Annotated in this window: 11 protein-coding genes and 1 pseudogene; 4 read left to right on the top strand and 8 right to left on the bottom strand. The window is 62.9% G+C overall.

All coding sequences use genetic code 11. The annotated features are described in order from the left end of the window. Positions 1 to 47: 47 nt before the first annotated feature. The 4 genes from FBY03_RS12040 to FBY03_RS12025 all read left to right on the top strand — a co-directional run bounded on the left by FBY03_RS12040 (position 48) and on the right by FBY03_RS12025 (position 3788). Entirely contained in the window at positions 48 to 389 is a 342-nt protein-coding gene (locus FBY03_RS12040; protein WP_218570778.1) for an EAL domain-containing protein, read from the top strand. A gap of 153 nt (positions 390 to 542) precedes the next feature. Further along, complete coding sequence (locus FBY03_RS12035) at positions 543 to 1622, top strand: metal-dependent hydrolase (RefSeq protein ID WP_147172575.1); 1080 nt, start codon at positions 543 to 545, stop codon at positions 1620 to 1622. Between the two features lie 107 nt (positions 1623 to 1729). Continuing rightward, entirely contained in the window at positions 1730 to 2407 is a 678-nt protein-coding gene (locus FBY03_RS12030) for a response regulator transcription factor (protein WP_147172574.1), read from the top strand. Next, the gene (locus tag FBY03_RS12025) at positions 2394 to 3788 is read left to right on the top strand and encodes a HAMP domain-containing sensor histidine kinase (RefSeq protein WP_147172573.1); all 1395 of its coding nucleotides are present in this window, start codon (positions 2394 to 2396) and stop codon (positions 3786 to 3788) included. The genes FBY03_RS12030 and FBY03_RS12025 overlap by 14 nt, the downstream gene beginning before the upstream one ends. A 140-nt stretch (positions 3789 to 3928) precedes the next feature. On the opposite strand, the gene FBY03_RS12020 is transcribed toward FBY03_RS12025, so the two are convergent. From FBY03_RS12020 to hppD, 8 genes and pseudogenes are all read right to left on the bottom strand, one after another. Continuing rightward, complete coding sequence (locus FBY03_RS12020; protein ID WP_147172572.1) at positions 3929 to 4216, bottom strand: hypothetical protein; 288 nt, start codon at positions 4214 to 4216, stop codon at positions 3929 to 3931. Positions 4217 to 4491: 275 nt separating this feature from the next. Then, positions 4492 to 5355: a methyl-accepting chemotaxis protein gene (locus FBY03_RS23490; protein WP_371920772.1), complete on the bottom strand. Its 864-nt coding sequence runs from the start codon at positions 5353 to 5355 to the stop codon at positions 4492 to 4494. Continuing rightward, positions 5350 to 5535 (bottom strand): annotated as a pseudogene (locus FBY03_RS23485) (HAMP domain-containing protein); the annotation flags it as partial. The pseudogene FBY03_RS23485 and the gene FBY03_RS23490, both read right to left, overlap by 6 nt. A gap of 1255 nt (positions 5536 to 6790) precedes the next feature. Next, a complete protein-coding gene (locus FBY03_RS12010) occupies positions 6791 to 8251 on the bottom strand; it encodes a sodium-dependent transporter (protein WP_147172570.1) in 1461 nt (486 codons plus the stop codon). Positions 8252 to 8338: 87 nt separating this feature from the next. After that, the gene (gene maiA / locus FBY03_RS12005; RefSeq protein ID WP_147172569.1) at positions 8339 to 8989 is read right to left on the bottom strand and encodes a maleylacetoacetate isomerase; all 651 of its coding nucleotides are present in this window, start codon (positions 8987 to 8989) and stop codon (positions 8339 to 8341) included. Continuing rightward, complete coding sequence (locus tag FBY03_RS12000; protein WP_147172568.1) at positions 8979 to 9962, bottom strand: fumarylacetoacetate hydrolase family protein; 984 nt, start codon at positions 9960 to 9962, stop codon at positions 8979 to 8981. Before FBY03_RS12000 ends, maiA begins: the two co-directional genes overlap by 11 nt. A 107-nt stretch (positions 9963 to 10069) precedes the next feature. Continuing rightward, positions 10070 to 11209: a homogentisate 1,2-dioxygenase gene (locus FBY03_RS11995; RefSeq protein WP_147172567.1), complete on the bottom strand. Its 1140-nt coding sequence runs from the start codon at positions 11207 to 11209 to the stop codon at positions 10070 to 10072. Between the two features lie 230 nt (positions 11210 to 11439). Next, on the bottom strand, positions 11440 to 12522 hold the full coding sequence (gene hppD / locus FBY03_RS11990; RefSeq protein ID WP_147172566.1) for a 4-hydroxyphenylpyruvate dioxygenase: 1083 nt from the start codon (positions 12520 to 12522) through the stop codon (positions 11440 to 11442). Positions 12523 to 12607: the final 85 nt, after the last annotated feature.

Below are 12607 nucleotides of genomic sequence, written 5' to 3'. Positions count from 1 at the left end.
AGCACTTTGGTAGCGACAGCCTTAGCCTTCGCAACAGGCATGCTTTTTTGAACTCGATACCCATGCTGCAGTTGGCGCGGGTGCCTTGCACGGAACTGAAGGTGGGCCGCGCCTTCGTTAATGGTGCCAGCCAGAGTCGGCACCTGTGCATTCTGCTGGAAAGCGCGCTGGATATTGCCGGCAAACTGAACCTTGGCGTGGTGGCCGAGGGGGTGGAAACCCTTGAAGATTGGGTGCTGCTGCGTGAGCTGGGCTGCGGCGAGGTGCAGGGTTATTTCGTGGCCAGGCCCATGCCCGGCGATACGCTACTGGCATGGTGGCGGGCCAATCAGGAACACCTGTACCGGCTAAGCCGTGAAGGCCAGTCTGCCCTGCATACGGTGAACTAGTCATCCGGCCAGCAGTTGTCGCCGAGTCGTGTGCGGGTACGCGGTTCCTGCTCGCGCAGACACAGGGATTGAAACTTTTCCTTGAAATTTACCCGCAGTATTTGCCAGCCAGCTCGGCTAAGTTAATTGCCTGTTTTCCCATGAGGTCCAGCCATGGACTCGATTACCCAGGCGGTGCTCGGCGCCACTATTCAAGGCGCCCTGCTCGGCCGCTGGCAAGGGCGTAGGGCACTGCTGTACGGCGCGCTGCTCGGCACCCTGCCCGACCTGGATGTAGTAATCGATTACGGTGATGCAGTAGCGGATATGACCTATCACCGCGGCTTCAGCCATTCGTTGTTGGTGCTCAGTGCAGTCGCCCTGCTCCTGACCTGGCTGGTCCGGTGGCGGCATCCACATCCCGGATATTCGGCGCGCCGATTGCTCCTCGCCATCGGTCTGACGCTGCTGACCCATCCACTGCTGGACAGCTTCACCAGCTACGGCACCCAGCTGTTCTGGCCGCTGATGCCAACGCCGACCGCTTGGTCAAGCATCTTCATCATCGACCCGCTCTATACCCTGCCCTTGCTCACAGCGGTGCTACTCGGACTGCTGTTTGGCCTGGCAGATAAAACCTCGAAAGCGCCGGCTATCGCCCTGGCGCTGTCGACCCTGTACCTGGGTTTTACCCTGGCGGGCAAATACATGGCCGAGCAACGGCTGGAGGCCGAACTGACGCGCCAGGGCATCCACGCGCAAGCACTGTTCAGCAGCCCGACGCCGCTCAACAGCCTGCTCTGGCGCATCCTAGTGCTGGATGGCGACTATTACCACGAGGCCCTGGTCGGCTGGTTCGACCAGCAACCCCCACAGCTCGCCCGCATCCCCCGCGGCACTCGGCTGGCGCAGGCGCTGAGTGACGTCCCGGCGCACCAGCGCCTGCTGTGGTTTACCGATGGTGTGCTGCGCTACGACCAGATCGACCAACACCTGGTGGTCACCGATCTGCGCCTGGGCATGACCGGCTTTCACCCCTTTCGCTTCGACTTCGCCCACTGGGAAAACGGCGCCTGGCAGGTGCAGCAGAAGATCCAGCGCTGGCCGGTTGGACGTGGCGATTTAGATCATCTGTGGTTGCTATGGGCGCGGATCTGGCAACCGGAGCTTGAGGTGCCACTGGTTGCCTGGGCCAGCGAGTTGACCAAAACGGTCCCGGAGACTGCGTTGCAGAGGACGGACGATCCATACTGACCCGCTTTGGGCCGCCGAAAAACCCAATCGCCAAGCCGATCAACCTGCAGAAACGCGAACTACTGATATTCTCAAGACACTTCTTTCCGGGTGTTTAGCCATCTGCCATGCATCTGCTGATCATCGAAGACGATCCCACCACCGCCAATTATCTGGCCAAGGGTTTCCGTGAACAGGGTTACACGGTGGATCATTGCGACAATGGGGTGGACGGCCTGTTCGCCGCCTCACAACCTGGCCTGGATCTGATCATCACCGACCGCATGCTGCCAGGGTTGGACGGTTTATCGGTGATCCGCTCCCTGCGCAGCCGCGGCGTACGTACGCCGGTGCTGATTCTCTCGGCCCTGGCCCAGGTCGATGATCGCGTCTGCGGCCTCAAGGAAGGCGGCGACGACTATCTGGTCAAACCCTTTGCCTTCGCCGAGTTGCTGGCACGCGCCGATAGCCTGTTGCGCCGGGCCACACCCGACGGCAACCCCACGACGCTACGAGTCGCCGATTTAGAACTGAACCTGCTCTCGCGCGATGTGCGCCGCGCCGGCCTGGCCATCACGTTGAAGAGCCAGGAATTCCGGCTGTTGGAATACCTCATGCGCCACGCCGGCCAGGTGGTGACGCGGACCATGTTGCTTGAGGGGGTATGGGATTATCACTTCGACCCGCAGACCAACGTGATCGACGTGCATATCAGCCGTATCCGCCAGAAGATCGACAAGGGTTTCGATAAGCCCTTGCTGCACACCATTCGTGGCGCCGGGTACATGCTGCGTGAAGAGACCTAGACGCCCCCACAGCCTGGCCTTTCGCCTGGCACTGCTGGCGATGGTGCTGTTCGGCGCCCTGGCAGCGCTCTTGCTCTCCTTCGTTTACCTGGATAGCGTCATCCTCATCGATCAGGTCACCAACGCGGCTATCGACGCGGAAATACGTGCCTTAGAGGAGAAATACACCGAGCTCGGCATCGATGGCTTGCGCGAAGAGATCGGGGAACGCTCCAACGATGCCGGCGTAAGTGGCGAGCTCTATTTGTTACTGGCCCCGGACAACAGCATTCTGGCCGGCAATATCGGCGCCTGGCCTCAGGAGCTCGACAGCGACGGCACATGGCTCAGGTTTGCGATTTCGGTGCCGCAGCGCGGCGCCGAGGCCACGGAACACCAGGTCCGGGCCCGGGAGTTCATCCTGCCAGGCAAGCATCGCCTGCTCGTCGGGCGGGATATCGAAGAGCGTCTGAACTTCAAGCGGCTGATCGCCCGCGCCCTGCTCTGGGCGTTGAGCGGGACGGCCGCACTGAGCCTGCTCAGCGGACTGGTCCTAAGCCGCTGGCTGCTGGCGCGGGTCAATGCCATTAGCGGTACCTGCGCCGAGATAATCGCCGGCAACTTGGCGAAACGCATACCGTTGAGCGGTCGTGACGATGAGTTCGATCGCTTGTCGGCGCGACTCAACGACATGCTGGAGCAAATCGAACGGCTGACCACCGGTATGCGTACTGCCATGGACAGCATCTCGCACGACTTGCGCGCGCCGCTCACCCGGCTGCGCAGCAATATTGAACTGACCTTGCTGGGCGAAGCAGATGTGGACGTCTGCAGGACGGCGTTGAGCGCCGCCCTGGCAGAGGTCGACCGACTGCTGGCCACCTTCACTCTACTCCTGCAAATCGCCCGGGCCGAGGCCGGCATAGTGCCAACTGACGCCATGGATCTCGCACGCCTGCTGGAAGAGATCGCCGAACTCTACGAACCGGTTGTGGAGGAACAGCAGATGCGCCTGGTCAGCGAGATCGCCGGACCAGCGCTGATCAATGGCAATCGTGAACTGCTGGCGCAATCACTGATCAATCTGCTGGAAAACGCCATCAAGTTTTCCCCCCGCGGCGGGGTCATACGCTGCGCACTTCGCCTGGAGGGCTCGCGGGTGTGCGTGGAAATGGCCGATCAAGGGCCAGGCATCGCCGCGCAGGATAGACAGCAGGTGCTCCAGCGCTTCGTCCAACTGGACAGCAGTCGCAGCACCCCCGGCAGTGGCTTGGGCTTGAGCCTGGTGGCAGCCGTTGCCCACCTGCACCACGCTCAGTTAGTCCTGGCAGACAATCAACCAGGCCTGCGTATCAGCCTGCACTTCCCGGCTCTGGATGAAAGGGATGCAAAGGATGCCTGAGCGAGAATTAGTCGAGGAGCCACGCGTATTCCCAGGCTTGCTGCGACGCGCCCCGGAATACCAGGCGGAGCCTGCGTGAGAACCGAGCCGCGGGCGGCAAATAATTTCGCGCCGCCCAGCAGACTCGGAGTGGCAGAGTCTTATTTAGTCGCCTTAACGCCCAGATCCCTCAGCGCAGCGTTGAGCTTTTTAGCGCCGTCGGCAAAATTGCCGGCCTTACAAGCCGTCCCGCCGTCGGTGCGCATCATTTGTGCCTGCTTGAAGTTCTTCGCGCTGCTGTGGCTGGCCACCGCGGCATCATACTGGTGTTCCAGGGAGGTACAGGTCGCCTCGTTGGCTTTCGCGCTCGCAGTGGCGGCAAACACCGGAACCGTAGCCGCCATCGCCATGGCCAATAGCGCCGGTAGCATGATCAAGGACTTTTTCATGATTCAATCACTCCATATCGCGGAAGGGACGCCCTCAGCTTTTCTCTTGGGGGCAGGAATGATTGTCTCGCCGCGCGGTTTGCCGGGTGATTAATGCAAGGTTAAATCGCTGTAATGAACGCCGGCAGGCTGTCGTCCGGGTGGCTATCGACCTTGTCCAGAAATACAGCTTGCGCCGGTTCCATGGTGCGAGCCACGCGAGCAGGTTAGTCGCGTGGCCGTTACCTCGGCGGACCCAGATAGCAGGCTGCACATTCCAGCAGAGCGACGGTATGTCAGGTGCGGAACTGCCGCACCAGCTCCTGCAACTCGACACCCAAACGCGCCAATTCGGCGCTGGAGGCCGCGGTCTGCTGGCTGGCACTGGCGCTCTGCTCGCCGATGTCACGTACCCGCGTGACGCTTTCGCTGATGCCCTCCGCCACCAGGCTCTGCTCCTCGGCGGCAGCGGCGATCTGCTGGTTCATCTGCTCGATGGTGCTCACCGCCTGGGTGATGCGTCCCAAAGCATCGCCCGCCTGGTCGGCCAGGGTGACGGTGCGCCGGGTCAGCTCGCGGCTGCTGTCCATCTGCTGCACCGCCCCCTGCGCCATGCGCTGCAAGCTGGCGATCAGGCTTTCGATCTCCTCGGTCGAATCATGCGCACGCCGCGCCAAGGCGCGGACCTCATCGGCGACCACGGCAAAACCCCGCCCTTGCTCGCCGGCCCTGGCCGCTTCGATGGCGGCGTTGAGCGCTAATAAATTGGTCTGTTCGGCGACGCTGCGAATCACCTCCAGCACGCTGCCAATCCGCGTACTCTCCTGATTCAGGCTCTGAATCGCGGCTGCCGACTGCTCCACTTCCACGGCCAAGTCATCGATCTGGCTGACCGCCTGCTGCACCAGTTGATTGCCCTGCTGCGCTTGCTGATCGGCGTTACGCGCTGCCAGGGAAGCCTGCTCGGCGCTCTGCGCCACCTCCTGTACGGTGGCGGCCATCTGGTGCATGGCGGTGGCCGTTTGCTCGGTCTCCAGCTTCTGCGTCTGCACCCCGGCGCTGGTTTGCGCAGTGATCGCCGACAGTTGCTCGGCCGCCGCGGCGATCTGCCCAACACCGCCGCCGATACGCCCGACCAGGGAACGCAGGCTCAGGGTCATGCGCTGCATGGCCGCCATCAACTGTCCGGGCTCATCGCGGCGATCCTGCGCCAGGTCCTGGCTCAGATCGCCCTCGGCAATGCGCTGGGCAAAGGCCACAGCCTGACGCAAGGGGCTGACGATCGAACGGGAAATCAGCAACGCCGCCAGCAGCCCCAACACCACAGCTGCCCCGCCCATGACGGCGAGAGTGGCCAAGCCGCGGTCACTGGTCTCCAGCATGCTCTGCTCGGCGCTACGCTGCGCCGCCTCGGCCAGGTCGAACACCGCCTGTGCGCGCTCGATCATCGCGCCCTCCGTGGTGCGCTTCTGCGCGCTGATCTGCTGGTAATAGAGGAAAGAGCGCTGGTACAGATCCAGGGACTGTAAGGCCTTCTCGATCGCGCCCTTCTGCTGCTCGTTGAGCCACACGGTCAGGCTGCGCGCCACGCCCTGCAGGTCCTCGGCGAGGTAATTCCATTCCTCCAGAGCCTTGGTCGAACCATCGATGATGTACAGGCTCTCCTGGCTGCGCAGGTCGAGCATGCGCTTACTCAGGCCGGATGCGGTCTCTGCCAGGGTCAGCGGGTCGCTGCCCTTCAGCCGGTCGCCCTGCAGGCGCAACTCGCGTACGGCGTCGTACATGTCCAGTTCGATCACCTCGAACTGATCCCGCGCCTCGCCGGCGGCATTGCCCATGTCCGTGCGGGCCTCGCGGGCCTTGTCCTGCAGATCGACATAGCTGTCGAACTGACTCAGGTAGTCAGCCACCGCCTGGCCCATGGTCTGCAAGCGTTTACGCTCGCTCGGCGCGGCGCTCTGCGCCAGTTGGCCTTGCAGCGTCTGCACCTGCGCCAGGCTGTCACGTACCCGCCCGGCACTCTCTGGGCTGGGCTCGATGGCGAAACTACGCTCCAAACGACGCGCCTGGAGAATCTCCATGTTCACCGCCACCAGCTGACCTACCCGCTCATGGCCACCCAACACGTCCTGGACCGCGATCACGCCAGCGCCGGTCATGGCGGCGGTGAGCAACAGCACCAGGGCAAAACCAAGAGACAGCTTCTTGGCCACGGCCAGATCGCTGAACAGGCGGGCAGCAGACTGCAACATAAAGACGACTCCATTGTTGTTATGTGCCGCCCGCTGCTCAGTGGCAGACGGATCGGCTGGCATGCCGGGCAACGGCATCGGGATCTCAACCACTGACATTGGCAAGCCCCGTGCCAGCTATGCCGGTCACTCCCGGAGGCATCGGCGGGCAACGACTTGCTGGTGTCCTGCGCCGCACCCAGGGTTGGCGAGGCCCGACAATCGGCATATTTCCGCCTAAAACTTCCATCCGCACGGCGGATTCTCGCCGTCAATGTGGCGCCAACTATTTGAGCAAAACAAAAAAGGCGCACGTCCTTGCGAACGTGCGCCTCGGTTTGAGAGTCGCTCGGACCTCGCTGGGTCAGCGCCCGGCCAGCACCGGCACGACCCGCGGCCGCAGCAGCTCGCCGAGCACGGCGAGCGCACCGATGGCGCCAGCGATCCAGTACCACTTGGCGATGGGGTCGAAGCCCAGCCAGCCGAGGGCATGCAGGAACACCATGCTGATCAGCACCGGGCAGACGTAGCGCACCATGAACAACCACAGGGCATAGCCCAGCGGCGGCAGGTTCAACTCGTCGCGCATGATCTCGCCGCGCAAGGCGTAACCGGCCAGCAGCACCAGGAAGATCCCGCCGAGCGGCATCATCCAGCGCGAGGTCAGGTAATCCAGCCAGTCGAAGAAGTTCTTGCCCAGTGGCGTCCAGCCCTCCAGCAGGTTGAACGAAAGCATCGCCAACAGGCTGATCACCAGCAGCACCGCGCCCGCGCCCAGCGCCGCCTTGAGCCGGCTGACGCCGTGCTTTTCGTTGAGGTAGGCGACGGTCGCCTCGATCATCGAGATCGCCGAGGTCAATGCGGCAATCGACACCATGGCGAAGAACAGCACGCCGAACAGGGTGCCGAACGGCATCTGCTGGAAGGCCAGCGGCAGGCTCATGAAGATCAACCCCGGCCCTGCGCTCGGGCTCATGCCGTTGGCGAAGATGATCGGGAAGATCGCCAGGCCGGCGAGCAGCGCCACGGCGGTGTCGGCGATGGCGACCATGAAGGTGGTACGGGCAATCGACTGACCATCGGGAATATAGGAGCCGTAGGTCAGGATCGCCCCGGAGGCCAGACTGAGGGTGAAGAAGGCATGGCCCAGGGCCGCCAGCAAGGCCTCACCGGTGATTTTCGAGGCGTCGAAGCTGAACAGGAAATCGAAACCGGCGGCGAAGCTGCCACTGGTGAAGGCGTAGCCGACCAGCAGCAGCAACATCAGCGCCAGACCCGGCATCATCCAGCGCACCGCATTCTCGATGCCTTTCTGCACGCCCTTGGCCACGATCCACAGGGTCAGCAGCGCCACCAACACGCTCCAACCACCGAGCTGCCAAGGGTTGGCATTGTGCTCGCCGAACACCTGGCCCAGCGCATCGACGCTGGTCGCGGCCAGGGAGCCGTCGAGCATTTTCCAGGTGTAGGCGAAGGCCCAACCCGCCACCACCACGTAGAAGCACAGGATCATGAAGCCGGCGAGCATGGCCATGCCGCCCACCGCCTTCCACAGTGGATTGCCGTTGTTCTCCTTGACCACCCGGCCAATCGCATCGATCGGACTGCCACGGCCACGGCGACCGAGGGCGATCTCGGTCATCATCACCGGAATGCCGATGGCCAGGATGCAGGCCAGGTACATCAGCACGAAGGCGCCGCCGCCGTACTCACCGGTGATGTAGGGGAATTTCCAGATATTACCCAGGCCCACTGCGGAGCCGGTTGCAGCAAGGATGAAGCCCCAGCGCGACAGCCAGAGGTTCTTGGGTTTTTCACGGGTCATGCGTCACCTGTTTGTTTTTATCTGTGACAGGATCGAACCCGCCGCACTTGTGGTGCGGCGGAGTGGAGTGAACAAGGCGGATAAACCTTATTGGGCGTCGGCTTGCGCCTCGGGAGCCGCCTGCTTAAAGGCTTCCAGGGCTTCGCAACGCGCCGTCATAGCGAGAATGCGTGGGTACGCATCGAGGTCACAGTTAAAACGGCGCGCATTGTACACCTGGGGCACCAAACAGGCCTCCAGGTAACCGGGCTGCTCGCCGAGCGACAGACGCCCGGCGAACACCGCCAAGCCCTGCTCCACCGCCGTCAGGCCAGTGTGCAGCCAATGCCGATACCAGGTGTTCTTCGCCGCGTCATCGACACCCAGCTCGCCGGTCAAATACTGCAGCACGCGCAGGTTGTTCAGCGGATGCACCTCGCAGGCGATATGCAGCGCCAGCGAGCGCACCTGGGCGCGCAGCGCCGGGTCGGCGGGCAACAAGGGCGGCACCGGGAAGACTTCCTCGAGGTACTCGAGGATCGCCAGCGACTGGGCGATTCTGGTCTCACCGTCGACCAGCAGCGGCAGCAGCTGCTGCGGATTCAGCGCCCGGTATTCGGGCGCGTGCTGCTGACCGCCGTCCTTGACCAGGTGCACCGGCACCTGCCGATAAGCCAGTCCCTTGAGGTTCAGCGCGATGCGCACCCGGTAGGCGGCGCTGGAGCGCCAGTAACCGTAGAGCTTCAGCTCAGTGTTCATAGCGCTCCACGAGCTGATCGATGGCGCCGAAGATGCTCTTGTCGTGCGCATCGAACATCTCGATACGCACCCGGTCGCCAAACTTGAGGAACGGCGTCTGCGCCTCGCCGTGCTCGACTATCTCCAGCATGCGTTTCTCGGCCAGGCAGGAAGACCCGGCACTGCGGTCGTAGTTGGACACTGTGCCCGAACCGATGATGGTGCCGCTGCCCAGCGGCCGACTCTTGGCGGCATGCGCCACCAGTGTGGGGAAGTTGAAGGTCATGTCGGTGCCGGCATCCGGCTGGCCGAACAACTGGCCATTGATGTGCGACACCAGCGGCCGGTGCACCTTACCGCCGGTCCAGCAGTCGCCCAGTTCGTCCGGGGTGACCGCCACCGGCGAGAAGCTCGACGACGGCTTGCTCTGGTAGAAGCCGAAGCCCTTGGCCAGCTCACCGGGGATCAGGTTGCGCAGCGACACGTCGTTGACCAGCATCAGCAACTGAATGTGCTGCGCCGCCTCGGCCGGGGTGGCACCCATCGGCACGTCATCGGTGATCACCGCCAGTTCGGCTTCCAGGTCGATGCCCCAGGCCTCGTCGGCCATGCGGATCGGGCTGCGCGGCGGGATGAAGCAGTCGGAGCCGCCCTGGTACATCAGCGGGTCGTGCCAGAAACTCTCCGGCATCTCGGCGCCACGCGCCTTGCGCACCAGCTCGACGTGGTTGACGTAGGCACTGCCGTCGGCCCAGTGGTAGGCGCGCGGCAACGGGCTGTGGCAGTCGGCCTGATCGAAGAGAAAGGCGTCTTCGCAGAGCCCGTTATTCAGGCGCTGGTAGGTGGCCTCCAGATGCGGACGCTTGATCGCCCAGTCGTCCAGGGCGACCTGCAGGGTGGCGGCGATCTGCGGGACTTTCACCGCGTGGCTCAAGTCGCGGGAGACCACGACCAGCACGCCATCACGGCCTTGATTCAACGATGCGAGTTTCATAGACAGAGTTCCGTAAGTCAGCACAGGTTGTAGGAGCCAGCTGGCTAGCGACTGTGAGATGCAACAGCAAACGCATCGCCAGCAAGCTGGCTCCTACAGGGAGTTGTTCAGCCTGGTTTACCCGGCGCGCGCCAGGAGTTCACGTATTCGGGGACATCGACTTGCGCAGCGGAGGGATCGATCTCCAGGGCACGCCGGCTGTCGATCATCACCGCCACTTCCTCGACGAAGGTCGCCGGGCTTTCCTGGCTCTTCTTCAGCGCCTTGGGGTGCGGGCCATGGGGGAAGCCGCAAGGGTGCAGGGTGACCATTCCGGCCTCGATGTTGTCGCGACTGAAGAAGTTGCCACGGTGATAGAACAGCACTTCGTCGTAGTCGTCGTTGTTGTGGTAGAACGGCACCTTCAACGCACCCGGATCACTCTCCACCGGCCGCGGGGTGAAGGTGCAGACCACGAAGCCATTGGCGACGAAGGTGGTGTGCGCCGACGGCGGCAAGTGGTAGCGATGGCTCATCAGCGGGCGGATGTCGCGCCAGTTGAGGCGCACCACAGTGTTGTCGCCATGCCAGCCGACCACATCCAGCGGGTTGTAGGGGTAAGTCACGGTGCTGACCTGGTTGCGCCGCTTGATCCGCAGCTGCCAGGTGTTCTCGTCCTGCTGCGCCTTGAAGGCATCGTCCAGTTTCGGGTGATCGAGCACCGCCGGATCGAAGATCGCCTGTGGTCCGACCAGACCCTTTTCCGGCAACTGATAGGCGCCATCGGTGCTCTCGATCAGCAGCATGAAGGTCGGTTCGCGGGTTTCGATACGCCAGGCAGTGCCGCGCGGGATCACCAGGTAATCGCCATCACGGTACTCCAGGTGACCGAAGTCGCAATAGAAGTGCCCCGCCCCTTCATGGATGAACAACAGGTCGTCGCCATCGGCGTTGCGCACCAGGTGGCGCATGGCGCCATGGGTGCGCCACACGCGCAGCTGCATATCACGGTTGTGCAACGTCAGCGGCGCCTCCAGCGGGCAATCGCGCTCGCTGGAAATATCGTTGAAGTTGAAGGCGTGCGGGCGTAACGGCCCCTGCCAGTCGATCCAGCCGGTGGGCGGGTGCTTGTGATGCAGGTGCGCGGTAGGCCCGAAAAAACCTTCGCGGCCCATCTCGCGCTCATAGGTGTCCTGGGGGAAGTCGCAGTGCGCCTGCCGCGAGCACTCGCCTTCACGCAGGGGGAAGCTGATCCATTTGCGGCTCATGCCGGTGTCTCCTCAATTCGACCTGGAATGGGCAGCCGCCCACCCCACCTCTCAACCATTGCGCCGGATCTATCAGGTGGTTAACAACAGCTGCGCCCGGCTGGCGCAACGCGCCATAACCCACCACGATGTAGGCCGGGATTCGGCTTGGTGGGTTACGCGCCGCCCGTGCACCGTGCCGGCCATAAGCTTCGTATATTGCGCCGCTAACCCACCCTACGGTTTTCGGCTCATTCGGCCTTGATGACACCGCGCTTGATCTGGTCTTCCTCGATGGACTCGAACAACGCCTTGAAGTTGCCTTCGCCGAAGCCCTGGTTGCCCTTGCGCTGGATGATCTCGAAGAAGATCGGGCCGATCACCGTGTTGGTGAATATCTGCAACAGGATGCCGTCATCGCCCGGCGCCCCGTCGATCAGGATGTTCAGCTCGCGCAGCACATCGGTCGGCTCGCCATGCCCGGCGACGCGGGTGTCGACCTTGGCATAGTAGGTGTCCGGGGTTTTCATGAAGTCCACGCCGTTGGCGCGCAGCTTGCGCACGGTGGCGTAGATGTCTTCGCTGCTCAGGGCGATGTGCTGGATGCCTTCGCCGTGGTACTCGCGGATGAATTCCTCGATCTGCGACTTGTCGTCGGCGGACTCGTTGATCGGGATGCGGATCTTGCCGCATGGTGCGGTCATGGCACGAGACAAGAGGCCGGTGAGCTTGCCTTCGATGTCGAAGTAGCGAATCTCGCGGAAATTGGCGATGCGCTCGTAGAAGCCCGACCAGACATCCATCTGCCCACGCTTGACGTTGTGAGTCAGGTGATCCAGCTCCATCAGGCCGACCGCATTGTCCTGCGGCGTACGCCCTGGGTAGTACTCGAAGTCGACATCGTAGATGCTCTTGTCGCCGTAGCGGTCGACCAGATACAGCAATGAGCCGCCAATACCCTCGACGCAGGGGATGTTCAACTCGCCGAAGTTGGCGTGACTGCCGACCAGCGTGGCACCCTGGGCTTCGACGTAGGCGGCGGCCTGGGCCGCGTTCTTCACCCGGAAGGCCATGGCGCAGGCGCTTGGCCCGTGCTTCAGGCCGAACTCGCGCACGTGACCGGTGGGGCTGCCGTTGAGCACGAAGTTGATGTCGTTCTGCTGGAACAGGAAGACTTCCTTGGAACGGTGCTTGGCGGTTTCGGTGAAGCCCATGGCGGTGAACAGTTCACGCAGCTGCTGAATGCCCTCGGGCGTCGGCGCGGTGTATTCGACGAACTCGAAGCCGTCGGTACCAATTGGGTTGTGCTGTTCGATCTTGTTCACGGCGTTCATTCAGCCTCCTCGTTATTGTTGTGGGTACCACCGCCCTGCCCTCGTGGCAGTGTGGTGTGGATAGCTTCATAACAACCGAGGGACG

The organism is Pseudomonas sp. SJZ079 (assembly GCF_007993865.1).
In the GTDB taxonomy this organism is placed as follows: domain Bacteria; phylum Pseudomonadota; class Gammaproteobacteria; order Pseudomonadales; family Pseudomonadaceae; genus Aquipseudomonas.
Note: the sequence above shows the minus strand (reverse complement) of the source record. Positions and strands in the feature narration are given on the sequence as shown.

Bases quoted from the DNA above. Each gene is read 5' to 3' on its own strand.
- FBY03_RS12020 (WP_147172572.1), bottom strand. From the start codon at position 4,216: ATGAAAAAGTCCTTGATCATGCTACCGGCGCTATTGGCCATGGCGATG.
- hppD (WP_147172566.1), bottom strand. From the start codon at position 12,522: ATGAACGCCGTGAACAAGATCGAACAGCACAACCCAATTGGTACCGAC.
- FBY03_RS12035 (WP_147172575.1), top strand. From the start codon at position 543: ATGGACTCGATTACCCAGGCGGTGCTCGGCGCCACTATTCAAGGCGCC.
- maiA (WP_147172569.1), bottom strand. From the start codon at position 8,989: ATGAACACTGAGCTGAAGCTCTACGGTTACTGGCGCTCCAGCGCCGCC.
- FBY03_RS12010 (WP_147172570.1), bottom strand. From the start codon at position 8,251: ATGACCCGTGAAAAACCCAAGAACCTCTGGCTGTCGCGCTGGGGCTTC.
- FBY03_RS12000 (WP_147172568.1), bottom strand. From the start codon at position 9,962: ATGAAACTCGCATCGTTGAATCAAGGCCGTGATGGCGTGCTGGTCGTG.
- FBY03_RS12030 (WP_147172574.1), top strand. From the start codon at position 1,730: ATGCATCTGCTGATCATCGAAGACGATCCCACCACCGCCAATTATCTG.
- FBY03_RS23490 (WP_371920772.1), bottom strand. From the start codon at position 5,355: ATGACCCTGAGCCTGCGTTCCCTGGTCGGGCGTATCGGCGGCGGTGTT.
- FBY03_RS11995 (WP_147172567.1), bottom strand. From the start codon at position 11,209: ATGAGCCGCAAATGGATCAGCTTCCCCCTGCGTGAAGGCGAGTGCTCG.